This is a genomic window from Thalassospira sp. (assembly GCF_040218635.1).
Classification (GTDB): Bacteria; Pseudomonadota; Alphaproteobacteria; order Rhodospirillales; family Thalassospiraceae; genus Thalassospira.
On record NZ_JAVJRB010000011.1, the window covers coordinates 210,672 to 235,815 of the forward strand.

21 protein-coding genes are annotated in these 25,144 nt (G+C 53.8%); 3 read left to right on the forward strand and 18 right to left on the reverse strand.

All coding sequences use genetic code 11. The features are described from left to right. Window positions 1–78 precede the first annotated feature (78 nt). Window positions 79–966 carry a YghX family hydrolase gene (yghX, locus tag RIC05_RS12185; protein WP_350048588.1) on the forward strand — a complete coding sequence of 296 codons (888 nt, stop codon included), beginning with the start codon at window positions 79–81 and terminating at the stop codon, window positions 964–966. Between the two features lie 105 nt (window positions 967–1,071). On the opposite strand, the gene RIC05_RS12190 is transcribed toward yghX, so the two are convergent. The 16 genes from RIC05_RS12190 to RIC05_RS12265 form a co-directional block, all read right to left on the reverse strand. Continuing rightward, on the reverse strand, window positions 1,072–2,676 hold the full coding sequence (locus tag RIC05_RS12190; protein WP_350048586.1) for a GMC family oxidoreductase: 1,605 nt from the start codon (window positions 2,674–2,676) through the stop codon (window positions 1,072–1,074). Between the two features lie 129 nt (window positions 2,677–2,805). After that, the gene (locus RIC05_RS12195) at window positions 2,806–4,326 is read right to left on the reverse strand and encodes an FGGY-family carbohydrate kinase (RefSeq protein ID WP_350048584.1); all 1,521 of its coding nucleotides are present in this window, start codon (window positions 4,324–4,326) and stop codon (window positions 2,806–2,808) included. A 5-nt stretch (window positions 4,327–4,331) separates the two neighbouring features. Continuing rightward, complete coding sequence (locus RIC05_RS12200) at window positions 4,332–5,180, reverse strand: class I fructose-bisphosphate aldolase (RefSeq protein WP_350048582.1); 849 nt, start codon at window positions 5,178–5,180, stop codon at window positions 4,332–4,334. A 37-nt stretch (window positions 5,181–5,217) separates the two neighbouring features. Continuing rightward, window positions 5,218–6,912: a glycerol-3-phosphate dehydrogenase/oxidase gene (locus tag RIC05_RS12205; protein WP_350048580.1), complete on the reverse strand. Its 1,695-nt coding sequence runs from the start codon at window positions 6,910–6,912 to the stop codon at window positions 5,218–5,220. Between the two features lie 11 nt (window positions 6,913–6,923). After that, window positions 6,924–7,919, reverse strand: a complete 996-nt coding sequence (locus RIC05_RS12210; protein WP_350048578.1) for an aldo/keto reductase — start codon at window positions 7,917–7,919, stop codon at window positions 6,924–6,926. Further along, window positions 7,919–8,881, reverse strand: a complete 963-nt coding sequence (locus tag RIC05_RS12215; RefSeq protein ID WP_350048576.1) for a sugar-binding transcriptional regulator — start codon at window positions 8,879–8,881, stop codon at window positions 7,919–7,921. Before RIC05_RS12215 ends, RIC05_RS12210 begins: the two co-directional genes overlap by 1 nt. 15 nt (window positions 8,882–8,896) lie before the next feature. Beyond that, complete coding sequence (locus RIC05_RS12220; protein ID WP_350048574.1) at window positions 8,897–9,856, reverse strand: ABC transporter permease; 960 nt, start codon at window positions 9,854–9,856, stop codon at window positions 8,897–8,899. A 92-nt stretch (window positions 9,857–9,948) separates the two neighbouring features. Then, complete coding sequence (locus RIC05_RS12225; protein WP_350048572.1) at window positions 9,949–11,481, reverse strand: sugar ABC transporter ATP-binding protein; 1,533 nt, start codon at window positions 11,479–11,481, stop codon at window positions 9,949–9,951. A gap of 121 nt (window positions 11,482–11,602) precedes the next feature. Then, complete coding sequence (locus RIC05_RS12230; protein ID WP_350048570.1) at window positions 11,603–12,640, reverse strand: substrate-binding domain-containing protein; 1,038 nt, start codon at window positions 12,638–12,640, stop codon at window positions 11,603–11,605. A gap of 454 nt (window positions 12,641–13,094) precedes the next feature. Beyond that, on the reverse strand, window positions 13,095–14,717 hold the full coding sequence (locus RIC05_RS12235; RefSeq protein WP_350048568.1) for a dihydroxyacetone kinase subunit DhaK: 1,623 nt from the start codon (window positions 14,715–14,717) through the stop codon (window positions 13,095–13,097). An 11-nt stretch (window positions 14,718–14,728) separates the two neighbouring features. Next, entirely contained in the window at window positions 14,729–15,724 is a 996-nt protein-coding gene (locus RIC05_RS12240) for an ABC transporter ATP-binding protein (RefSeq protein ID WP_350048566.1), read from the reverse strand. Beyond that, on the reverse strand, window positions 15,717–16,814 hold the full coding sequence (locus RIC05_RS12245; protein WP_350048564.1) for an ABC transporter ATP-binding protein: 1,098 nt from the start codon (window positions 16,812–16,814) through the stop codon (window positions 15,717–15,719). The genes RIC05_RS12240 and RIC05_RS12245 overlap by 8 nt, the downstream gene beginning before the upstream one ends. 3 nt (window positions 16,815–16,817) lie before the next feature. After that, on the reverse strand, window positions 16,818–17,006 hold the full coding sequence (locus RIC05_RS12250; protein WP_350043558.1) for a hypothetical protein: 189 nt from the start codon (window positions 17,004–17,006) through the stop codon (window positions 16,818–16,820). Beyond that, window positions 17,003–17,941: a carbohydrate ABC transporter permease gene (locus RIC05_RS12255; RefSeq protein ID WP_350048562.1), complete on the reverse strand. Its 939-nt coding sequence runs from the start codon at window positions 17,939–17,941 to the stop codon at window positions 17,003–17,005. The genes RIC05_RS12250 and RIC05_RS12255 overlap by 4 nt, the downstream gene beginning before the upstream one ends. Beyond that, window positions 17,938–18,885, reverse strand: coding sequence for a carbohydrate ABC transporter permease (locus RIC05_RS12260; RefSeq protein WP_350043556.1), 948 nt, complete (start codon window positions 18,883–18,885; stop codon window positions 17,938–17,940). The genes RIC05_RS12255 and RIC05_RS12260 overlap by 4 nt, the downstream gene beginning before the upstream one ends. 119 nt (window positions 18,886–19,004) lie before the next feature. Next, the gene (locus RIC05_RS12265) at window positions 19,005–20,318 is read right to left on the reverse strand and encodes an ABC transporter substrate-binding protein (protein WP_350048560.1); all 1,314 of its coding nucleotides are present in this window, start codon (window positions 20,316–20,318) and stop codon (window positions 19,005–19,007) included. Between the two features lie 195 nt (window positions 20,319–20,513). Between RIC05_RS12265 and RIC05_RS12270 the strand changes: the two genes are divergently transcribed. Beyond that, window positions 20,514–21,536 carry a LacI family DNA-binding transcriptional regulator gene (locus RIC05_RS12270; RefSeq protein WP_350048558.1) on the forward strand — a complete coding sequence of 341 codons (1,023 nt, stop codon included), beginning with the start codon at window positions 20,514–20,516 and terminating at the stop codon, window positions 21,534–21,536. A gap of 289 nt (window positions 21,537–21,825) precedes the next feature. Then, on the forward strand, window positions 21,826–22,668 hold the full coding sequence (locus tag RIC05_RS12275) for an intradiol ring-cleavage dioxygenase (protein WP_350048556.1): 843 nt from the start codon (window positions 21,826–21,828) through the stop codon (window positions 22,666–22,668). Between the two features lie 403 nt (window positions 22,669–23,071). Here RIC05_RS12275 and hutC read toward each other — a convergent pair whose 3' ends face one another. After that, window positions 23,072–23,773, reverse strand: coding sequence for a histidine utilization transcriptional repressor HutC (gene hutC / locus RIC05_RS12280; protein ID WP_350043533.1), 702 nt, complete (start codon window positions 23,771–23,773; stop codon window positions 23,072–23,074). Further along, window positions 23,770–25,143 carry a formimidoylglutamate deiminase gene (locus RIC05_RS12285; protein WP_350048554.1) on the reverse strand — a complete coding sequence of 458 codons (1,374 nt, stop codon included), beginning with the start codon at window positions 25,141–25,143 and terminating at the stop codon, window positions 23,770–23,772. Before RIC05_RS12285 ends, hutC begins: the two co-directional genes overlap by 4 nt. Window position 25,144: the final 1 nt, after the last annotated feature.

Below are 25,144 nucleotides of genomic sequence, written 5' to 3' on the forward strand. Positions count from 1 at the left end.
TTGAATTAATCCGTTTTGCTGCAAATACCGTCACCACAAAGCCCCGGATCGCCGCCCCTTTCAGCCAAGGAGCCTATGATGGAACGTTTGACTGCCAAGGATTTTTCGCCAGAACTTCTCGAACTTTATGACTTCTATGCCCATGGCATCATCAACCGTCGCGAGTTTTTAGACCGCGCAGGAAAATATGCCATCGGCGGCATGACCGCACTTGCGGTCTTGAATGCCATGAGCCCGAATTACGCAATGGCAACCCAGATCGAATTCACCGATCCCGACATTGTTGCCGAATATATCATGTATCCATCGCCCAACGGCCACGGCGAGGTACGCGGATATCTGGTCAAACCTGCCAATGTGACGGGCAAGGTTCCCGGCGTGGTCGTTGTTCACGAAAACCGTGGCCTGAACCCCTATATCGAAGATGTCGCACGCCGTGTTGCCAAGGCGGGCTTTATTGCCCTTGCCCCGGATGGGCTGACATCCGTCGGGGGCTATCCTGGCAATGATGACAAAGGCCGCGAATTACAGCGCACAGTCGATCCGACCAAATTGATGAACGATTTCTTTGCCGCGATTGAATTCCTGACCGCCCATGAAGCAACCACCGAGAAAACCGGCATTACCGGGTTCTGCTATGGCGGGGGTGTCGCCAATGCAGCCGCTGTTGCCTATCCCGATTTGGGGGCTGCTGTTCCGTTTTATGGCCGTCAGGCCGCCGTCGAAGACGTGCCGCGTATCCAAGCACCGATCTTGCTGCAATATGGTGAACTTGACGAACGGATCAACGAGGGCTGGCCTGCCTATGAAGCGGCCCTTAAAGCCAACAATAAGACATATGAAGCCCACATCTATCCCGGTGCAAACCACGGATTCCATAACGATTCCACACCACGTTATGATGAAGAGGCCGCAGAACTTGCATGGCAACGCACCATCGACTGGTTCAAAAAGTATCTAAGCTGATATCAGAAAAACCTGTGTGAAACTGATCGGTGTTGCCCTTAACGGCGACACCGATCATTTACAAAAACGCGTATAACTATTTGGCCATTCGCACTGCATGACAATCTAAACCCCAAGGATCATTTCGCTTGCCTTTTCGGCAATCATGACGACGGGCGCGTGCGTATTGCCCGAGACGATGGATGGCATGACCGCGGCATCGACCACCCGCAGATTAGCCAATCCACGCACGCGAAGCTGCGGATCGACGACCGCCATGCGGTCATTATCTGCCCCCATTTTGGCCGTCCCGACCGGATGAAAGATCGTGGTTGCGACCTTTCCCGCCGCCTCGGCAAGGGCTTCGTCAGATGTGATGTCGGGTCCCGGTGCGAATTCTACGGGATGGAATTTTTCCATCTGTTGCGCCGCCATTAATTTGCGGGCATGGCGGATTGATTGCACAGAAACGTGGCGGTCCTGATCTGTACTAAGATAATTCGGTGCAATATGCGGCGCAGCATTGGGATCGTTCGACGTCAATGTCACCCGCCCCGTACTTGTCGGGCGCAGGTTACAGACCGACACCGTAATCGCCGGAAAATCGTGCAAAGGATCGCCGAACTTATCAAGCGATAGCGGCTGAACATGATATTCGATATTTGGCGTCACATGGGTCTGATCAGACCGGGTAAAAATGCCAAGCTGACTGGGTGCCATCGCCATGGGGCCGCGCCTGCGCAGGGCGTAATCAAGTGCGATCTTTGCCTTGCCCAATAGGGTCGACTGCATTTCATTTAACGTTCTGGCCCCGCGAATGCGAAAGGCCGTGCGGATTTGCAAATGATCCTGAAGGTTCTCACCAACTCCGGGCAGATCATGTTTGACGGCAATACCGTGATCGCGCAGTTCCTGTGCCGGACCAATGCCCGACAGTTTTAATATCTGAGGCGATCCGATCGCCCCGGCAGATAAAATGACTTCGCCGTTTGCCCGGACAGTTCCGGTTTGTCCGTCCCGCTGATAATTCACCCCCCGAACTGTCGCACCATCGATTTCAAGTCCGATGACGGTTGCCTTGGTCATCACAAACAGGTTGGGGCGTTTGAGTGCCGGTTTTAAAAAGGCACGTGCGGCACTCCAGCGCACCCCGCGCTTTTGCGTAACGTCGAAATAGCCCGACCCTTCGTTGGTCCCGGTATTGAAATCATCTGTTTTCGGAATGCCGATTTCTTCGGCCCCGTCACGCACCGCATCCAGTACATCCCAACGCAATCGTTGCTTTTCCACACGCAACTCGCCGTGGGAACCATGGCCGTTAGACGGGGTGTGATAATTTTCCGACTTCATGAAATAGGGCAGAACATCCGACCAGCCCCAGCCCGTCGCCCCTTGTGCGTCCCAGCGATCATAGTCAGCGGCCTGCCCGCGCATATAGATCATGCCATTGATCGATGAACAGCCGCCCAGAACCTTGCCACGCGGATAGGCAATTGACCGCCCGCCAAGTCCTTTTTCCGCAGCTGTTTTATACAGCCAATCGGTTTTCGGATTGCCAATGCAAAACAGATATCCCACCGGAATATGGATCCACGGGTACGTATCCTTGCCCCCCGCCTCGATCAGCAATACCCGGTTTTTCGGATCCTTGCTTAAACGGTTGGCCAGAACGCATCCCGCCGATCCGGCACCAATGATGATGTAATCAAAGGATGATTGGTCAAACGACATCTGTTTCCTCCGGAATGCCAAAACGGCACAACAATCTGATCTGCCCAAACAGCAGGGCAGTTTTTTCGATTGAAAATTGGACAATTCCCCCTGTCTGACGCCTGCCCGACAGGGGGTTAATGGCGGGACTTACGAACTTGACGCAGCAAACCGTGTCCAGAACGGCGCCATCGCCGTTTCAAGGTCATGCCACAAGGCAAACCGTTTGCGATAAATCTCACTGGCTAGCGCATTCGGGCTGTAATGGCGGTCCGTTTGAACCATCTTGTCGGCTGCCTGTTCGTAGTCGTGATACATTTCAACACCAACAGCTGCCGCCATTGCCGCACCAAGCGCACCGGTCTCCTGACATTTCGCCACCGTTAAGGGCAGTTCGAGAATATCGGAAATGATTTGCGGCCAGATGGCACTGCGCGCCCCACCACCCGACAGGATAATCCGGTCAAATGTCGCACCGGTCGCCCGCAGCCTGTTCATATGTTGAAGATGGGCGAATGTGACCCCTTCGTAGATCGCGCGCACCATGTCGCCCCGACCATGCCAGCCGCCAACCCCAAAGAACCCGGCACGTGCTGCGCCATTGCCCGGTGCCCCGTATAGATACGGATGGTAATAAGGCCCATCCGGACCAAATACACTGTCACTGACCAGTTGATTGGCAAGTTCGAACGGCGATTTGCCATTGGCAACTTCGCCGTCATGCTCAAGATATTCCCGAACCAGCCATTCCAGATTAACCGCCGAGGTGGCTGAACTTTCAATCGACATGAAACGGCCATCCGCATAGCCCGACGACATGAAAATTTCATTCTCGTTTTCGAAATCAAGCGCTTCGACAACGATCTGGTTAATGCTCCATGTGCCGACGATCATGGATGCCTGCCCCGGACGGGCGACGCCTGAACCCAACGCACTTGCAATCACATCAAAGAAACCCGCAACAACGGGGGTTCCTTCGCAAAGCCCGGTCTTGCGTGCGACATCGGATGTGACATGGCCGACAATGTCGCTGGGATGGGCCAGACGCGGCAGTTTGTCGCGGGCATCGGCAATACCAAATGCATCAAGCAATGCATCGTCATAGATGTTTTCAGGCATGCGCAACATGCCACAACCGCCCATATCGGAAATATCGCTTACCCGTTCGCCAGTAAGCGCATGGGTCACCAGATCCTTACACAGCAAGACCGTGCGGGTCGCCTCATAGACATCTGGCCGTTCGCGTTTGATCCATGCCAACAATGTCGGCGTTTGCGACACCCAGGGCCGCTGACCCGAAATGGGATAAACGACATCCCCCACCCCATCTGAATGGAGCTGATCAACAAGGGCGTTTGCCCGCGTATCAAGTGACTGAATGCCCAGAAGTGCTGCGCCGTCATTCCCAAGAAGATACAGGCCATTGCCATGACCAGCGCTGCCGATTGCGGCAATATCAGCGGTATCAACACCGGATTTTTTAACCACTTCGGCAACCACCGCCATAAGATCATCGCGCATCTGGTCAATGTCGCGTTCGACAAAACCCGGGCATGGGCAATGTGAAACAGCTTCGCGGCTGGCATGGGCAATTTCGCCGCCCGATGCATCAAACAGCACGGTCTTGACCACCGTATTGCCCGCATCAATTCCAAGAAAATAACGTGCCATCAGCCTTAACCTTCAAACCCGCTATAGATATCCCAAGCGCGCGCACCATCAGCACCATCATGGATCATCGCCATCAGGGCGGCTACAACCGCCTTGGGGTTGTCATGTTGATAAATGTTGCGGCCATAGACCATGCCATGGGCACCTTGCGCCATCAGGGCGGCGGAATTATCAAACACCGTGCGCAGATCGGCCTTACCCCCACCGCGCACCAGCACCGGACAACGGGCTGCTTGCACGACATGATGGAAATCATCGGGATTATCGGTCGGGTCGGCCTTGATGATATCGGCCCCCATTTCACGCGCCAGACGCACCAGTGTCGTGACTTTCTCGGTATCGCCATCCACCAAGTAGCCACCACGCGCACTATTGGGCTGCATGACCAATGGTTCGATCATTAATGGCATGCCGTATTTTTCGCAGTCATTGCCAAGTTTCGAGATGTTCTGAACGCATTGGCGGAACAGGTCCGGCTCATCTGGCAACATAAACAGGTTCACCACAATGCAGGCTGCATCCATGCGCAAAGCCGGCAGGATCGGGTCGGTTTCATTTTGCATCACCGCCCACATCGCCCGATGGCGTTCCTTGTTATATGGATTGCCCATATCAACGCGCATCACCAGTGCCGGGCGATTTTCACCCGGAAGGGTTTGTAACAGATCGGATTGCCCGTAATTCATCTGAATGGCATCAGGGCGCGCATCGACAAGGGTGTTGACCACGGATTGAACATCTTCAAGACCGACCATGAAGCTTGGTTCGTTGCAGACCCCGTGATCAATCGCAACATCAAGGCAGCGACCGTTTTTCATCAAGCGGTTCAGACGTACTTTTTTAGATAAGAACATGTTTCCTCCTCTGACCGGGGTGTGCCCGGTACCTCATTCAGACAATGCTGTGTTTTTTGCCCATTTCGTCGATTAGCAATGATTTGTGACGGTCAAGTTCGGCCCCGGTCCATCCAAGGATTCCAGACATCAGGTCACCGATTTCTTCGATCAAATTCGGGGAAATTCCGCCTTCAAGACCAATCGCGGTCCGGCGCAATAGAATGTCAGACAGGCTTCGAACATTTTCCGTTCGGATCAGGAATTCGATTTCGCGCTGACTGTATGTTTGTGCCGCATCTAGCGGCGCATCGCTTGCAGACTGGCAGAACTGTGCAATCTCAATCGCCCGGCTGCCATACCGTTCGACAAGCCGTTCAAAAACCGCCCGGTCCACTGTCAGTTCCGCAAGTGCAGTATCGATCCAGTTTTGGCGATCTTTACCCAAACTTGGAAAATCGCGCCCCCCGCCGATGCAAAGATCAGTAGTTCGGCAACGGCGTTTGCGCCCCAGACGTTCCAAGACAACATCGGCGATTTCTTCGCCAAACACCCGGAAGGTGGTCCATTTCCCGCCAATCAGGCTGATGACCGGGAAGTTGCGCGTGTCATTGGCTTCCTGTTCCCGGTGGGAATGATCCCGGCTGATCCGGCCGGTCGCATCCGCATCACTGACCGGCAAGGGCCGGACACCGGTAAAGACATGGACGATCTCATCTTCCCCAACTTTGATGTCGGGGAAAACAAAGCGCAGCGCATCAAGCATATAGTCTTTTTCAGTGGCCTCGCAGCGTGCCAGTTCGGGATCATCGATCAGGATATCGGTCGATCCAACCAGCGACACACCAAGATAGTTGAACGCGATGCAAATCCGGCCATCGGCATTTTCGTAATAGACCATCTGATCGCCAAGTGCCGATGCCAACTGCTTGTTGCGGATCATCAGATGCGATCCCTTGGTCCCTCGCACAAAACGCGGTGTGTCGTTTTCCTGCCCGCCTGCCAGTGCCAGATTTGTGAAATCAACCCAGGCCCCGGTGGCGTTCACCACCAGATCAGGTGTGATGACGCCAGTTTCGCCGGTTAACCGATCCCGCCAATGCAGATCAGCCCCGTCAACCTTTTCAACACTGACATAGGAATGAGCCGATGCGTACTGACAGCTTTCCTGCGTATCAAGGATCATTTCAACACCAAGGCGTTCGGGATATTTGACCCATGCGTCGTAATAGATCGCCCCGAATTTCGCATCAGGGGTGATGGACGGCGCCATCGCACGCAATTTCCGTCCAGATACAAATTTGTGCCCGGGCATAGAGCGGCTTTTGCGCGACAACCAGTCATAAAGCATCAAACCGATTTTGATCATGACGGCCGACCGACGCGAAGGACCATTGCCCAATCCGATGAAGCGTTTCAGGGATGAAAATGATCCCTGAACCACATCAAAAATCGGCACCAAAGTTGGCAACGGAAAGACGTAATGCGCCGCATTTCGCAACAGGAAATCACGTTCCTGCAAGGACTGGCGGACCAGACGAAATTCGCCATTTTCAAGGTAGCGTAAGCCACCATGCACCATGCGCGACAGGGCGGCACTGGCACCGGAACAGAAATCACCCTGTTCAAGCAGCACAACATCGACCCCTTGTAGCGCAAGGTCACGGAACACACTGATCCCGTTGATCCCACCGCCCACGACCACGACCGTGGCACGTTTGGGTATGGCTTTAGTCTCTGGACGAACTGTCATCACATCTGCAATCAGGCAGCACGCGCAACAGGGCCAAGATGGGCCGTGATTGCCTGATCAATAATGGCGATTTCTTCCGCCATTAATGCGATTTCGCCCGCACGGGCATTTTCAATCGCCTGTTGCGCATTGCGCGCCCCGCACAAAGAAAACGTGATCCCTTTCTGGGCAATCGTCCATGCGATAACGATCTGGCCCGGCTCAACATTGTGCGATTGGGCAATCGGCAGCAGAACCTTCATGAAGTCGGCAACACGTTGACGGTTCTCAACCGAGAATTTCGGATTTTCACGGCGCAGATCATCGCCTTCAAACACACGGTCCGGTCCGATCTTGCCTGATAAAAGACCAAGTGCCATGGACGAATAACTTAGCACCGCAACATCGTTTTCAACGCAAAGAGGAACAAGTTCGTCCTCAATCTGGCGGTCAAGCATGTTGTAGCATTCCTGAATGCTATCAAGCTGCCCGCTTGCAAGATATTGCTTCATCTCGCTGGCATTGACGTTACTGATCCCGATCGAACGGATTTTACCTTCGCGCTTAAGGTCTTCGAGTGCGCCCATGGTTTCGGCAATCGGCGTTGTCGGATCTTGCCAATGCGTAATGTAAAGATCGACATAGTCGGTCCGCAGACGTTTCAGGCTGGTTTCAAGTTCGGCCCGAACAGACTCAGCCCCCAGATAACGATGGATCTTTTTGTCATGTTCATCGACAAAATAGTTCCCCTTATCCGTATCCCAGACCATGCCACATTTGGTGGCGATAACGACCTGATCGCGGCGTCCTTCAATGGCTTTGCCCACCAGTTCTTCTGCACGGCCAAGGCCATAGGCGGGTGCGGTATCAATCAGGGTGACACCGGCATCAATCGATGCCTGAATGGCTTTGATTGAATTGGCGTCATCATGACCGCCCCACATCCAGCCGCCCATGGCCCATGTTCCAAGCCCGATTGCAGATGCCGAAACACCGGATTTTCCAATTTCACGAATAAGCTGTGCCATTAGGCATCTCCTTTTAGTATGTCGTTCACCGCATAGGCGGTTTGCTCGTCTATCGCCAAAGTCGTCAGGAAATCACCGCGCAGGATTGCCGCAATCGGCTCGGCCTTGTGTTGCCCGCTGGCAATGGCAAAGCGGTGCGGGATCTGGCGCAGTTCATCGAGAGAAAGCGCAACCACACGGTCATTCCCCGAATAGTCGCAAGGCTTGCCGTCCTTATTGATCAGATGCGCCAGCAATTCACCGCAGGCCCCGGCATTTAGGACATCTTCGCGGTTGATATCGTCATCCAGCGACAGATAGGTCGAAGTGCGTTCGCGGACAGAACCGATACCCATGATGGCGATGTCGGCCTTGCGCGCCGTATCGAAAACATCGCGGATGGAGCGCACATCAAGCAGCGTATCGCGGGCTTCACGCGATCCGGCAATGATCGGCGCATGCAGTTGAAGCGCACGCCCGCCAAGTTTCTCGGCCATTGCCATCGAGACCTGATTAACGTCGGTATAATACTTGCCCTGAACGCCACCGGTTCCGGGAACCACTGTTACGTCGTAACTGCGTTTGGGCTTCATCGCCTCGACAATGGCACTGACACCCACACCGCCGGAAATCGCAATGGTCATGCCGTCTTTAAGTGTCTCAAACAATGCAGCCGCCGCAGCATCGGCCGTTGATTTGATTGTGATGTTCGGATCCGTCGAGACTTCCGGAACCACAATCGCATTTTCGACCTTGCCAAGTTCCGAAATCAGCGCCCCAAGATCGGTCATATTGCCGAACGGTGATTTGACGGTGATTTCAACCAGCCCGCGTTCCTGACCTTCCTTGACCAGACGGTTGACCGTTGTGTGTGACAGGCCTGTCATTTCGGCAATCTTGGCTTGGGAAATGTTCTGTTCATAGAACATCACCAGAACCTTATGCAGGCGACGCAGGCGTTCTAATTCTGTACTGTTGGTCATATCTTCCCCGCCGCCTTACGAGTTGGCCGATGTGGTGCGTTTGCGCCGGTTAAGTAAATGATCCGCCGATACCGCCACCAAAAGGATCAGGCCGCGAATGATATCCTGCCAATAAACCGGAACATCCAGAAGGATCAGCGAACTGGTCACGAGTGACAGAAGAGCAGCCCCCAGTACGGCCCCAAAGATGGTCCCGGAACCGCCATTCAAACTGGCCCCACCGATCACGGCTGCTGCAATGACGCTGAGCTCCATACCTATGCCAAATTGCGGCGTCGCAGCCCCAAACCGCGCCATATAGACAACCCCGGCAACACCGGACAGCAGACCACACAAGGTCGAACAGAAAATCTTGATATGTTTGGTTTTGATGCCGGAAAACAGGGCGGCTTTTTCGTTACTGCCCGTGTAATAGACCTTCCGGAAGATCGTTGAATGGCGCAGCAGAAGATCGAAAAACACGACCAGCGCAAAGAACAGGATGATGACAAAGGGCATCCCCGCTATTTCCCCCTGCCCGATGAATTTGAAACTTGGTGGCAGGGAAAACAGCGATTGCGGGGTGCCTTTGGTGATCAGCAAGGACAGGCCGCGCGCAATCACCATGAAGGCAAGCGAGACGATAAAGAAATGTAACCCGATTCGGGTCACGCATTGCCCCATCAAAAAGCCGATCAGACCACAGGCAAGAACGGCAATCATGCTCGCCGACCATGGATCCATCCCCAGAAGGAAAAGCTTGCCGCCGATCACCATTGAAAGACAGACCACCGATCCGACCGAAAGGTCGATCCCGCCGACAATCAGCAAAATGGTCATGCCAACCACGACGATCCCCTCGATCGAGAAGGACAGCAGCATGGCGCGGAAATTCTGCCAGGTTAGAAAATAGGGCGAGGCAAAACTCATCGCGATGCAGATGATCAGGATAATTGCCACAAGCCCGGCTTCACGGGCCTTGAATATTCCCAACATCTTGTTGTGTTCCCGCTTTTCCAATTGGGTTGTCTCCGCTTTAGTCGTTTCGTCCGTGGGTTTGGATTCCGTTTTCAGGGCCTTGACCGATGTCATGACGCCATCTCCCTTCTCGTCATGGCCGCGCTTTCGCAGGCCAGGCCCGAAGCCAGTTTCATGATTTCTTCTTCGGTCATGTTTTCATCTTCAACCTGACCGGCAATTCTGCCCTCGTGCAGGACAAGGATGCGGTCACACAAACCGATCAGTTCAGGCATTTCCGATGAAATCACCAGAACCCCGACCCCCTCAGCCGCCAGATTTCGCAAGATCGTGTAAATTTCACTTTTGGCCCCGACATCAACACCGCGTGTCGGTTCGTCAAAAATGATGATGTCGGGCTGTACTGACAGCATTTTGGCAATCGCCACTTTCTGCTGGTTCCCACCGCTAAGCGACGATACCGGCTGACTGACATTGGCACAGCGCAGCGACAGTAAACGCCCAAGATCCTCTGCCCGTTTGTCTTCGACCCGCTGGCGGACAATGCCGCGCGAACTGACAGGGCCAAGATCAAGTGCGGATATGTTGGCCGCAATCGATAGGTCGAGAAAAACGCCCGATCCCTTGCGGTCTTCGGACAGATAGACCAGTCCGTTCTTGATGCTGTCGGAATAGTTATCCACCATCAGCGGCTTGTCATGCATGGTAATCGTGCCGCCAGTTTTGGTGCTTAGACCACAAATGGCGTGGGCCAGTTCACTGCGTCCCGCACCAATCAACCCGCCCAGTCCAAGAACCTCGCCTTTGCGAAGATCAAAACTGATATCGCGCAACAGACCTTTGTCAGAAAGGTCCCTGACCGACATCAAGGACGGTGTGGCATCGTCCAGATCCCGGTTCTTGGCGGGAAACTGATTAAGAATTTCGCGCCCGACCATCTTGGTTGCCACCGCATCAGGTGTTGTCTCGGCCGTGATCAATGTGTCGATGAAGGTGCCATCGCGAAACACGGTGATCCGATCAGAAATGGCGAAAATTTCCGCCATGCGATGGCTGATATAGATGATGCCGATATTGCGTGATTTCAGATCGGCAATGATGCGAAACAGGGCTTCGGCCTCTGTATCGGTAAGGGCTGCGGTCGGTTCGTCAAAAATCAGAACGTCACAATCAAGGGTCAGAGCCTTGGCAATCTCGACAATTTGCTGGCTGGCAATCGGAAGATCGCCAACTTTTTCATCGACCGGGATCGCAATGAGGTCGGCCAGAACCTTTTTCGCACGTTCGCGCACTTCACGGTCATTCATCAGAAATGATGTCCGCGCATTTGTCGCCGCCATCAGAATGTTTTCTGCCACCGATATGTCGGGGCAAAGGGCGATTTCCTGATGGACCAGACCGATACCGTGGGCTTGGGCCGTTGCCGGATCCGGCAAAACGATATCGCGCCCTTTAAAATGTATCCGTCCCTGATCGGGCGGGAAAACACCGCTCAGGATGTTCATCAATGTCGATTTTCCCGCGCCGTTTTCGCCCATAAGGGCATGCACTTCGCCGGGCATCAGTGAAAGATTCACCCCGCGCAGGGCCTTTACCGGGCCGAAAGATTTATGGATATCGTGAACTTCTAGTATGGGCTGCATAGAACCAGATGCCTTGCGATGGAAAGAAGGGCATCCCTTCCTTTCGACCAGGAAAAAGTGGGAGGACCGAAAGGAAGGGTATTCCGGTCGCCATGGGCATAGCGACCAGATTGCGATGTCCTTATTCTTCGATCCCCTTGGTGCCGCGACGTTTGAGATAAGCTTCCCAATAGAAGTCATCGGCGTTTTCTGCGGTAACAACGGCATAGCCGTTATCAATATAGGGAACCATCATCGGGTTGGTGCCCGAACGCTTGTAATCGTTCATCGGGTCGATCAGTTCCGGGTGTGCCGCCAGGAACAGGGAGATAAAGCCCATGTAACCCTGGATACCCTGATTTGGGTTGATCGAACCGAACACTTCGCCCGCCTTGATCATATCGAGGATCTTGGCATTCACATCCGCCGTCATAACCTTGATGTCGGCCTTGGTTTCAATCGCAGCCTGTGCAGCACCAAGGGCGCTGTTGGCTTCTGGCATGAAGACCGCACCAAGTCCCGGGTGAGCCTGATGCATGGTCAGAACCGCGTTATAGGCCTTGGTCGGGTCCTGATTCGATGCTGCACGGGCAACCAGTTTCATATCCGGATATTTTTCTTCCATCCGGCTAATGAAGGCTGATACGCGGCGGTCATGGTTATCCTGACCCGGGTTTTCCAGAACGGCATATTCGCCCTTTCCACCCATTGCATCGGCAATCGCGTCTGCTGCTGCGGCACCTTCACGGTCATTGTTTGACGTGATGTAGGCTGATCGTTTGGAATTGGGTGAGTCAGCTGCAAAAGTCACAACTGCAATACCCTGTTCAACCGCACGGTTGATCGGTGCGATGAACGGATCGGAGTTCATCGGATGCACCATAATGCCAGCCGGCTGACGGGCAAGCACCTGTTCAAATGTCGCGATCTGTTTGTTCACATCATATTCCGGCGTGCCGGTATAGACAGTGTCGCAGCCCATCTGCTGAGCAGCTTGTTTGAACATCTCATAGACCGGGAACCAGTATTCAACGCCACTGACCATGACGTTCATCGCGTAAAGCTCGCCGGGTTCGCATTGGAATGCACTTTTCTTCATATCCTGGGCCATCGCCGAAGACGCAGTGAGAGTCAGAAACGCAGCAGCTGCTGTTCCCAGCAGCATTGATTTAATTTTCATGTTATCCTCCCTAATGCGTAACCACTTCCGGGCTTTCCACGACGCGGCATGGTTCGCATGATGTTATTTATGGTAGATATTTCATTGATCGAAATATCTACCACCCATTTGGGTTAATCCTAATTTGGGAGTCAATATGAAATATATTTCAACCCATCAGTTCATCGTATGAGCGTTGAAGTTCAACGCATTCAGCCCGGAAAGAAAAATTTCGCCGGGTTGTTTGCGTCGTGATTTTGGAATTGTTTTCGGCCTCGTCTCGGGCGGCTCGGGAGTCACAATTTCCCATCCTGACACCCTCAAAGCCGAAAAAACAAAACCCGACCCTTCATGCATTTCGCATAAAAGACCGGGTTTGAAGGTGCCGCAAAATACACCGATCTTCGTCAGGCAAAACCTTCGAAGACATATGATCGAAACAGGACATCACCAAACCGATGATGTCCTGATTTTGTTAGTTGCCGAGTTGTTCGAACAAGCGCGCCACGGCTTCCGCACCCGGATCAATATGACCTTCAAGTTGCTCGGCATTGATATAGGACGCGCGTCCGGCCTTGGCCTTGACGATTGTTGATGTATGGATCGCCCCTTTGCGCGCGGCTTTGGCGGCTTCGGAAAGGCCTTTTTCCTCAAGCATATCAAGTGCGGGCTTAAGCGCATCCACCATCGTCCGGTCGCCAAGTTGGGCCCCACCGATCTGCTGCATCCGTTCCAACCCGTCTTTGAGTGCGGCGACCATGGAACGGCCACTTGACGCAGCATCCCCGGCAGCCGTAAAGAAAATGGCCAGCAACACGCCAGATGACCCACCCATGGTTTGGCTAAGCTCCTGCCCGATGGCGCGTAGAAGCTGGGTATGATCGGCCAGTGGTAGGCGATCAAGTGCGCCCATCAGCGCACGTGCAGCCCCGGCCAGTGTTGATCCGGTATCACCATCGCCGGACTTTGCATCAAGTGCATTCAGATCACTTTCGGCATCAATCAGGATATGACAACATTGCGTTAGGAACGCCGCAGTTTGGCGATGTTCCGACGGAATTGGCTGGATCGGTGTTAACCCGTCGGGAAGTTCAATCACACTCACTGCTTTGATCGGATTGCAGCCCGGCCATGCTGACGGAGCACACGGTGCCGAAAGCCACGCATGATCTTCGGCACTCAGCGGATAGACCGAAACCGAAAAGCCCTGCATATCAAGCGAGGTCATCATTGCCGCCGGACCAACAATGAATTTCAGGTTCTTGGCAATCGATGAATTGATCAGATCATTGGCCAGAATCGACATCTCAAGAACGGACGTCCCGCCAAGGTTATTGAGCAAAACCACATGCGGTTTATTGTCCATCACGGCTGCAAGTTTGGCGGTAACCGCTGCCATCGCCTGTTCTGCATTATGATAGTCAACCTGCTGAACCCCGGCTTCACCGTGGATACCCAGACCCAGTTCGGCCTTGCCTTCGCCAATGCGTTTTTCCTTGGGCGATCCCGGTACGGTACAGGTATCAAGCGACATGCCAATCGATTTCGTCCCGGCAATCACCCGTTCAGCAGCAATCGTTACGTCTTCAAGCGATGCACCGCTTTCGGCCATCGCACCGGCAATTTTATGCACGAACAAGGTTCCCGCAACCCCGCGTGGCTGGGGAAGATCGGGCAAGGCGATATCATCATCGACAATGACGATATTGACCTTTCGCCCAAAGGCGCGCGCCCGCTCCGCCGCCAGACCGAAATTCAAACGGTCCCCTGTATAGTTTTTCACAATCAACAGACAGCCCGCAGGACCGGTGACGGCCAGAATTCCGGCCAGAACCGCATCAACAGATGGTGACGCAAACACATCACCGCAGACCGCAGCGGTGAGCATACCCGCCCCGACAAATCCGGCATGCGCAGGTTCGTGGCCGGAACCACCGCCAGAAACCAGTGCGACCTTTGACTTGTCCCAGTCATTGCGCACTACAACACGGATATGCGGATAGCCGTCAAGTCTGGCCAGTCTGCCGCCTGAAGCCTTGATCACGCCGTCGATGGCCTCGGTTACGGTTGCGTCTTTTTTGTTTATGAATTGGGCCATGATAATCTCCTTCAGGCCACCCGAGCGCCATCGGCGCCGAAGTAGAATGGTTTGCGCGGGCGAATCTTTACGATGTCCCCGGTTTTAAGGTCGGTATGTGCTTCGGTCACCGTGATCAAATCATGCGACTTGAAAGTCAGATGAAGCCGCGTCTGATCGCCAAGATGCTCGACCCTTTGCACGAAACTGTCTTCGCCTTCGCCTTGAATAATCTGCTCAGGCCGCAGTCCGATTTTCTCAGCCCCGCTTGGCGCACCCGCAAAAACATCCGCCGGCAGGACATTGATCCGGGGTTGGCCAAGACGGCTTGCAGCATAGATGCTGACCGGGTCTTCATAGATTTCGCGCGGCGACCCAAACTGAACCAACCGCCCCGCATCAAGTACCCCGACATGGGTTGCCATGGTCATGGCTTCGATCTGATCGTGGGTGACATACAGCAATGTCGCACCTGAATCTGCCTGAATGGATTTCAATTCAACCCGAAGATCCGCACGCAATTTCGCATCCAAGGAACTCAGTGGTTCGTCCATCAGATAGACAGACGGTCTACGCACCAATGCCCGTCCAATCGACACGCGCTGCATTTCGCCGCCCGACAATTCGGTCGCCTTGTTGTCAAGCTTGTGACTGATCTGAAGAACTTCGGCGATCTCGTTGACCTTGTTTCTGATCTGATCTGCCGGTGTTTTCAAGATCGGCGATTTCAACGGAAATTCCAGATTTTCGCGCACCGTCATATGCGGATAAAGCGAGTATTGCTGAAACACCATCGCAACGTTGCGCTGCGCCGGGGTTAACCCGGCCATATCGCGACCACCAATCATGATTTGCCCCGCATCAGGCTTATCAAGCCCCGATACCATGCGAAGCGTTGTCGTTTTGCCCGCACCGGTCGGCCCAAGAAGCACAACAAACGAGCCATCGGGAATTGTCATTGTCACATCATCAAGTGCCGCATCCGCCCCGAAGCGCTTGGTAACACCTGTCAAACTTACTTCAGCCATGACCGAGCACTCCTTCATTCCCTTCCGAGCGTAACGCACTGCCCTTTTTCCCATCAAACAAGGTGACGGTGCGCGCATCAAACCGCAGACCAATCAACTGACCATTATTGACGGTTTCATGACTTGCGACGCGCGCCTTAAGCAACCCGTTGGGCGTTTCAAAGGTCACAATCTGGGTTGTGCCCAGATATTCGGTGGCAATCACCCGACCGCGATAAGGGGCGTCGTCATCGAACTTTACGTGCTCGGGACGCACACCAAAGGTCAGCTTACCATTGGCCCCTTCACGACTTTTGGGAACCTGCAAGGAAACATCGCCCAGCTTAACCTCTGTCCCGCCGGTTCCAATCATCCCGTCGAAATCAAGGAAGTTCATCGGCGGAGATCCGATAAATTGCGCAACAAACCGTGTTGCTGGCCAATCATAGATGTCTTGCGGAACACCGAATTGTTCGACAACGCCATGGTTCATCACAACGATCTTGTCGCCCATTTGCATCGCTTCAAGCTGGTCATGGGTGACATAAACCGTGGTCGCCCCCATCCGGTCGTGCAAGGCGCGAAGCTCTTCGGACATATGTTCGCGAAATTCCGCATCAAGTGCGCCAAGTGGCTCATCCATAAAGAAGGCCTTTGGATCACGGACAATTGCGCGGCCCAGTGCCACGCGCTGACGATCGCCGCCTGACAACCCGCCAACCGGGCGATCCAGAATGTCATTGATGCCAAGAATCTCGGCAACTTCGCCGACCTTCTTTTTCACGTCTGCGGACTTCATCCCCTGACTTTTCAAAGGATAGCTGATATTGCCGCGCACATTCATATGCGGGTAAAGCGCAAACATCTGGAAAACAAAGGCGATATCGCGCTGGCTGGCGGGCTTTTGCCCCACTTCCTGGCCATCGATATAGATTTGCCCGCTTGTCGGCAGCTCAAGCCCGGCCATCATGCGAAGCGTGGTCGTTTTGCCACAGCCCGACGGCCCCAGAAGCATGAAGAATTCGCCATCCTCGATGGTGAAACTTGACGACTGAACAGCCGTAAACGCCCCGAAATCCTTGCGCACGTTTTCAATTCGTATCTGTGCCATGAGTCACTCCGGGAAGTGGCTGACGATGATGAACATTACTGTTCCCGTCAGCGTGGTAATGAAGGAATAGGTGTAAAGTGTGATTGCAACCGGTTGCATCAACATCAAAACGCCAAGCGCGATAAGCACAGAAGCCACCATCTCCCACGGGCCACGGCGCAACCGGAACAATTTATGGATGAAATCATTCATTTGCGTACGGCTCCAAACGTGATCCCGCGCAGCAGATGCTTACGCAACAGGATGGTGAACACCATGACCGGAACAAGGAAGATCGTCGCCCCGGCCGCAACAGCGGGCCAGTCTTTGCCGCCAACACCAATGATTGTCGGAATAAACGGTGGCGCGGTTTGAGCCGTCCCGGACGTCAGCAAAACCGCAAACGCATATTCGTTCCAGGCAAAGATCAGACAGAAGATCGCTGTCGATGCGATACCGGTCGCCGCTTGCGGCAGGACCACTTTGTAAAAGGCCTGAAACCGGGTGTAGCCATCAATCAATGCGGCTTCTTCATACTCGATCGGAATCTCGTCGATGAACCCCTTAAGCAACCAGACCGACAGCGACAGGTTCACCCCGGTATAAAGCAGGATCATACCCAGATGCGTGTCGTTCAGACCAAGGTTCCGGAACATCAAAAAGATCGGAATGGCGACCGCAATTGGCGGCATCATGCGGGTTGAAAGGATGAAGAACAAAAGATCATCCTTCATCGGCACTTTGAACCGGCTAAAGGCGTAAGCTGCCGCCGTTCCAAGGACCATGCAAAGCGCTGTTGAGCCAAACCCGATAATCACGGAATTCAAAAACCGCTCGCCATAGCGCGACGGGCCACTGATGACCGTTCCCTGTTCACGGGCGATTTCTTCGTACCAGTTTTGCGGTTCACCTTCGGCTTCAAGCATGTCGGGCGTCGCCCGGGTCCGTTCGGTAAAGAGATTCACATATCCTTCAAGCGATGGGTCAAAAACCACCTTTGGCGGATAGGCAATTGAATCAGCCGGGGATTTGAAACCGGTTGCGATGATCCACAGCAAAGGCGCAATCGTGATCAAGGCATAGCCGACAACAAGGATCCCTGCGAACCATTTGGTTCCATTGTTTGGTTCTGTAACAGAAAAGCTCATCTTTCTTTTACCTTGTTCAGCGCTTTGACATAGATCGACGCAAGGCCAAAGACCGTCACGAACAGGATAACGGCATAGGCCGATGAATATCCGGTCCGCCATTTTTCAAAGGCTTCGCGTTTCAGATCGATAGACGTCAATGTCGTCGTATTTCCCGGTCCACCACCCGTAAGCTGAACCACAAGGTCGAACATTTTGAAGTTTTCAATTCCCCGGAACAGTACGGCCAACATCAGGAACGGCAACACCATCGGAATGGTAATCGTCCAGAATTGCCGCCACTTTGACGCACGGTCACATTCGGCTGCTTCGTAAATGCTGCCCGGGATAGATCGCAGACCTGCCAGACAGATCAGCATCACAAACGGCGTCCACATCCATGTATCGGCAATGACAATCGCCCAAGGTGCCAGATGCACATCGCCAATCATTGAAAAGCTTGCCGGATCAGCCCCGGTAAAGAAGGCGACAACATAATTGAACAGGCCGATTTGCGGCTGATACAGGAAGGTCCAGAAATTGCCGACCACGGCGGGTGACAACATCATCGGAAAGACGATGATCGTGGTCCAAAGGTCATTCCCTTTGAATTTCTTGTTGATCAGGAAGGCCAGAAAGAAACCGATCAGAACCTGTAGAACAATGGTCCAGATCAGAAAATGGGCCGTTGCCTGCATCGTGTTCCAGACGTCGGGATCTGTGAGGATGCGTTCATAATTGCGCAAGCCCACCCATTCGACATCCCGGTTGGGACGATTTACGCGGCTGTCGGTAAAGCTGAGCCAAACGGTCCAGATCAATGGAAAAATGTTGATCGCCAAAAGCAGGAATATCGTCGGCGCGACAAATATCCACGCGATGGTTCGGTCTGACAGACCACGAATATGCTGCGCCATGCTGTCTGGCGTCGCTTTGGCGATCTTTTCGATCGGAATATTCTTCATTATGATGCCCTTAGCTGTATGGCACTGCCACACAGTTTCTACTTGGTCGGAGGATTGGTCCCGGCATTTTCAAAACACACCGGGACCGGTCCAGAGCCAGTCATCTCAGGTAAGAAGACTTAGAGCTTGCCTTCGTCCTCAAAGACTTCGGTCCAATCCCTGACCAAATCATCAAGTGCTTCTTTTGCGGTGCCGTCACCCGCCACAACATAATTGTGGATGCGTTCCTGCATCGACAAAAGCAGATCGGCATAAGCCGGCTCAGCCCAGAAATCCTTCACGATGGCCATGCTATCAAGGAAGGTCTGCGCATAAGGCTGGCTGCTGGCAAAACCGGGATCCTCGACCACGGCACGAAGTGCTGAATAACCGCCAAGTTCCCACCAGCGGGCCTGAATATCTGGTTGGGCAAACCATTTGATATATTCAAGCGCGGCTTCCTGTTTCTCGGAATAGGCCACAACCGAAATTCCCTGTCCGCCAAGCTGGGCAAACTGCCCGGTTGGACCGGCCGGGTTCGGGAAGTATCCCGACTTACCACCACCGACATTCGGATCGGCTTCAACACCCGGCCAGATGAAGGCAAAGTTCATCTGAAGGGCAACCTGACCGGATTTATAGGCATCGATATTTTCGCCCATATACCAGTTCGATGATCCCGGAGGGGTCGCGGTATCATAAAGGTCTTTGTAATATTCAAGTCCGGCGACAGCGCCGTCCGAATTTACAAACCCTTCGATATCATAAGGCTTGTCAGGGTTTTCGTACTGGAAACCATAGTTATAAAGGGCGTTGGTCACCCCCATGGTGATCCCTTCCGAGCCGCGCTCGGTATAGATCGCAGCACCATAGACGGTGGTGCCGTCAATGTCGCGTCCCTGGAAGAACTGCGCGATATCTTTGAGTTCTTCAAGCGAGGCCGGAACATCAAGCTTGCGGCCATATTTTTCCTGAAATTCTTTCTGAATTTCCGGGCGCTCGAACCAGTCTTTACGATAGGTCCAGCCGACCACATCGCCAAATGCCGGAAGAGCATAATAGTTCGGGGTATTCTTTGGCCATTCGGCATATCCGGTCACAGTTGCCGGAATAAAATCGGCCATGTCGATGCTGTTGGCATCAAAGAAATCATTCAGTTTTACATAGTGACCGTTTTCCGCACCGCCCCCGATCCACTGGCTATCCCCGATCATAAGATCACATAGTTTGCCACCGGAATTGAGCTCGTTAAGCATCCGGTCAGCGAACGAAGTCCAAGGTACGAATTCGAAATTCATGGTGTTGCCGCTTTTGGCTTCAAAGTCCTTGGACAACTCCACCAGCGCATTGGCAGGGTCCCAAGCCGCCCAGCACAGGGTCAGATCTTCGGCGGCAGCCGCCGTTGGCAGCGAACCTGCGACGATTGCCGACGCGACGATCGTCTTTAAATACATTGATTTCATCTTGTTTTTCCTCCCGTTGGAACGTCGCAGCTTTGCAGCGACAGCGACACTTCTACCACAAGTTTTTGAGGTACGCACCTCAAAATGAGTGTTTTTTGAGTTACGCACCTCAAATTTCTTGCAGAGACGTGCACGATGGTTGAGGATAAGATAAGAAAAACAAAGCGATTTGGGCCGAAAAAACCAATGAGACCAACCACAAAAGATCTCGCCAAGGCGGCTGGTGTAAGCCTTGCCACGATTGATCGCGTGCTCAACGGACGCAGTGGCGTTCGGCAAAAAACCGTCGATGCCGTCAATGAGGCGATTGTGCGCATCGGGTTTGAACGCAATCAGGTCGCGGCAACACTGGCCCGCCAGAAGGGCTATCGCTTCGGGTTTGTGGTTCCACGCTCCGGTGACGAGTTTCTCGACGTCATCGTCAAACATATTTCCGAATTCGATCAGGCCAGCCGCGCTGAAATGATCCAGACCAAAATCGTGCGCATTGATGAACACGACCCGCATCGCGCGGCAAAAACCCTTTCGCGCCTGTCTTCTGATGAATATGACGGCATTGCGATTATGGCCCCTGAAACGCCGCAAATCCGCGACGCCCTTCATCGCATGCGTGAACGCGGCATTCAGACAGTTGCCTTCATCTCCAACCAGCAGGAAGAAGACAGCCAATCATTTGTCGGCATTGACAACATTGCCGCCGGGGCAACGGCCGGGCGCTTGATGGCCCGCTTTTTGGGCCAGACTTCGGGATCCATTCTGGTCCTTGCCGAAACCATGCAATCGCGCGACAGTCTGGAACGCCGCCTTGGTTTTGATCAGGTCATCAGCCCGGATTACCAGCAGTTTCACGCCCTTCCCACCCTTGAAACACACGGCTATCCGGACCGCACAAACCTTGTCCTGAAAAACGCCTTTGCTGCCCATAAAGACATTGTCGGGCTTTACATCATGGGGTCCGAAGCACGTGTTGCGATTGAATTCGCCCGCAAGCTGCATGGCGATGGAAAGCTCATCACAGTCGCCCATGAACGCACCCCATCGACCGAACAGGCTTTGCGCGAAAACACCCTCGATGCCCTGATCAATCAGGACCCCGGACATATCGTCCGCAGTGCCGTTCGAACGCTCCGCGCCAAATGTGAAAACCGCGAAACACTGGCATCCCAGGAACGCATCCGCATTGAAATTCTGATTGCAGAGAATCTTTGATCCCTCAGCGCATCAACGTGCTGCATTTGACCGCGACAACACCCACAGCAATTAGCCATCCAATCATCTTGGGGCGAGTGAAACCCTTTATGCCAAGGATGCCAACGGACCTTCTTCCGAACTTGCCCTTTCGGGGCTTTGCGTCTTTACTACAAGCTTACCAAAAGTGACTGCAACACCAGAAGACCTTGGCGCGCGTGAAGACACATTGCCCCATCGAACCTTTTGCAATTCGGGCGTTGTTGCAAAATGCCGTTAACGGTGTTCGCCCAACAACGGGAGTCACATCATGACCGGCTTTTTCACCGAAAAGAATTCATCCCAAACCGTAAATGCGCGGATGCAAGATGATATCAACCCACGCTTGAAGACAGTCATGGCTGCAATGGTCAAACATCTTCATGCCTTCGTCAAGGAAGTCGACCTGACCGAAGAAGAGTGGCGCACCGCAATCACATTCCTGACCAATACCGGACAAATCTGTAGCAATGAACGACAGGAATACATTCTTCTAAGCGACGTTCTTGGCGTATCGATGCTTGTCGATGCCATCAACAACAGACGTCCTTCAGGTGCGACCGAAAACACTGTTCTGGGGCCCTTCCATGTCAAAGAAGCACCGCTTCGGGAAATGGGCGACAACATCTCGCTTGATGGCAAAGGGGAAAGCTGCCTGTTCACGGGGCGGGTGCTTGATCTGAACGGTGCCCCGATAAAGGGGGCTACGATTGATGTCTGGTCGGACAATGCTGATGGTTGTTACGACGTTCAGCAACCAGACAACCAGCCCAAATGGAACAATCGCGGCATCTTCATCACCGGTGCTGATGGCACTTACAGCTTCGTTGGTATCAAACCGGTGAGCTATCCCATTCCCGATGACGGAACGGTTGGAAAGATGCTTGCGGCACTTGGGCGACATCCATATCGCCCTGCCCATACCCATTTCATGATCACGGCACCGGGATTCCAAAAACTGGTCACACATACCTTTGTCGGAGATGATCCTTACTTGACCTCCGATACTGTCTTTGGTGTTAAGGAAACCCTTGTCGCACCTTTCGAGCGAAGTAAAGACGGCACCACACAATGGCGATCATGGTTCGATTTTGTTTTGGCCGACGAAGCCTGATCGTCGTCAGGCAATCTTGCAAAGGCACGCAGACCAACGAGACAACCATCAGGGCGGCACCCGAGATCACAGCGATGCCGCTGATCAATCAGGACCCCGGACATATTGTCCGCAGTGCCGTGCGCACACGTCGTGCCAAATGCGAAATCCGGGAAACACTGGCATCCCAAGAGCGCATCCGCATCGAGATACTGATAGCATAAAATCTGTGAGAAAAAGGGGACTGAGAAAAAGGGGACAGTCCCCTTTTTACAGGTCGCCGGGCAGGATGCATCCGGCCAGCCTTACTGGTCAAAAAACCGATTGGGATGTCAGCCCGCTTCCGCGTGTCACCCACGAAGGGGTTGAGGTTATCGGCCCGAAATTGCCAGAAAATCCGTGATTCCGGCCTTGGCCAAAATGTCTAGATCGCAGAGTGTTTGCGATATCCGGGCGCGAACAGCAGTCGTGCCGACGTGATCCCGGTGGTGTCTTCCCAGGTGGTACGTTCCATCAGGAACAGCGACGCACCCGGATCGGTGCGGAGCACCTTGGCCTCAATCTCGGTAGCATTGGCCGCGGAAAAATAGATATCGCCGCGCGTATAGGGCGCATGCAAAACAAGCCATTCATTGGCGCTGATCTTTTCAAGATCCGCTTTCAGGATCGCCGGGGTTGCTGCGACCGACACCCAACGATCTTCAAACATGAACGGCTTGCCATCGGCCAGATGAAGGGATGTGATATGCAGCATGTCGCTGTCTGCGGTAACGCCAAGATTGGCACAAATTTCCGGTGGCGGTGTGCGCCGTTCGCTAAACAACAGGCCATAGGCATATTTCTGCCCGCGCCCTTCGATCTCAAGACGAATGACCGGAATATCAAGTTTGGCACGTCGCACCGGGTGGGCCGCAACCCTTGTGCCGGCCTTGCGTCTGCGATCCAGGAACCCTTCGGATGCCAGTTCGCGCAGCGCACGGTTCACAGTTGCCCGCGCACAGCCCAGTTCCTCGGCAAGTTCGACTTCCTTGGGGATCTGATCGCCGGGTTTCCATTCACGGGTATGAATGCGGCGCAGTACCTCGTCATGGACCGACTGCCAGTTTTTTTGTTGCTGGCTGTTCACACCGCTTCCTTGAGTTGTTCCATCACTTTACGATACCGGTTCGTGATCGCGTCATGGGCAATGTGGCGGCCCTCGGTCACAACGTGGCGACCGGCCGACCAGACATCACGCACCATGCGATCATCTCCGGCGAAGATATATGTATCGAGGATCGTATCGCCTGTCCGGCCGATCAGGTCAACTGCCGAACCATCCAGCGCCATCAAATCGGCCAGCGCGCCGACCTCGATCCGGCCAGAATCACGTCCCGCTGCCTGCGCACCGCCTTTGGCAGCAGCTTCATAGATGCGCCGCGCGGTCGATTTTTCCGCACTCGCCAATGCGGCACGTGAATTGTCGCGCAGGCGCTGACTGTATTCCAGCGTGCGCAGTTCTTCGGAAACTGAAATGCGGATGTTTGAATCCGATCCAACCCCGATCACACCCCCCGCATTCAGATACCGCACCCCGTCAAAAATGCCATCGCCCAGACTGCTTTCCGTTAACGGGCACAGCCCCGCCACAGCGCCGGTTTTGGCAAGTCCAAGGGTTTCGTGTTCTTCCATCTGGGTGCAGTGGATCAGGCACCAGTTTTCATTCACATCGGCATTTTCAAGCAACCACTCTGTCGGTCGTTTGCCCCAACTATCAAGCACTTCATCGACCTCGGCCAACTGTTCGGCCAGATGCATGTGGATCGGTCCGTCTTTGGAAAGCTTGGTCGTCGCAATCAGATCCTCGCGCCCGACAGCCCGCAAGGAATGCGGCGCGACACCAAGAACGGTGTCACTTGGCAGGTTTTTGATCGCGCGCGCGGATTCCTCATACAATTTCGCAAACTGGTCCGGATCGTTACCAAAACGGATCTGGCCGGGGCCAAGCGGACGCTTGTCACAGCCGCCATATTGATAATGAACGGGCAAAAGCGTCAGGCCAATGCCGGTGATTTCGGTCGCCGCGGCAATGCGTTCGGCCATCTCGGCGATATTGTCATACAAATGCCCGCCGGGGCGGTGATGCAGATAATGGAACTCGGTATTGTTGGCGTAACCGGCTTCCAGCATTTCCATCTGAACAAAGGCAGCAATCGCTTCGACATGATCCGGGGTAAGTTGATCAAGGAAGCGGAACATCAATTGCCGCCAGGTCCAGAACGTATCACGCGGATCTGGTCCACGCTTTTCCGTCAGGCCCGCCATGGACCGCTGAAATGCATGGCTGTGCAGGTTTGAAATCGCTGGCAGAAGGATGCCGGTCCTGGTCACACCATCTAAAGGCAGCGTCGAATCGGCCTGAATCGCTGCAATTCTGCCGCTTTCATCAATCTCGATGCGGACATTCTGTTTCCAGCCTGCTGTCGTAAGTGCCTGTTTTGCCCAAAGAACCGTCATT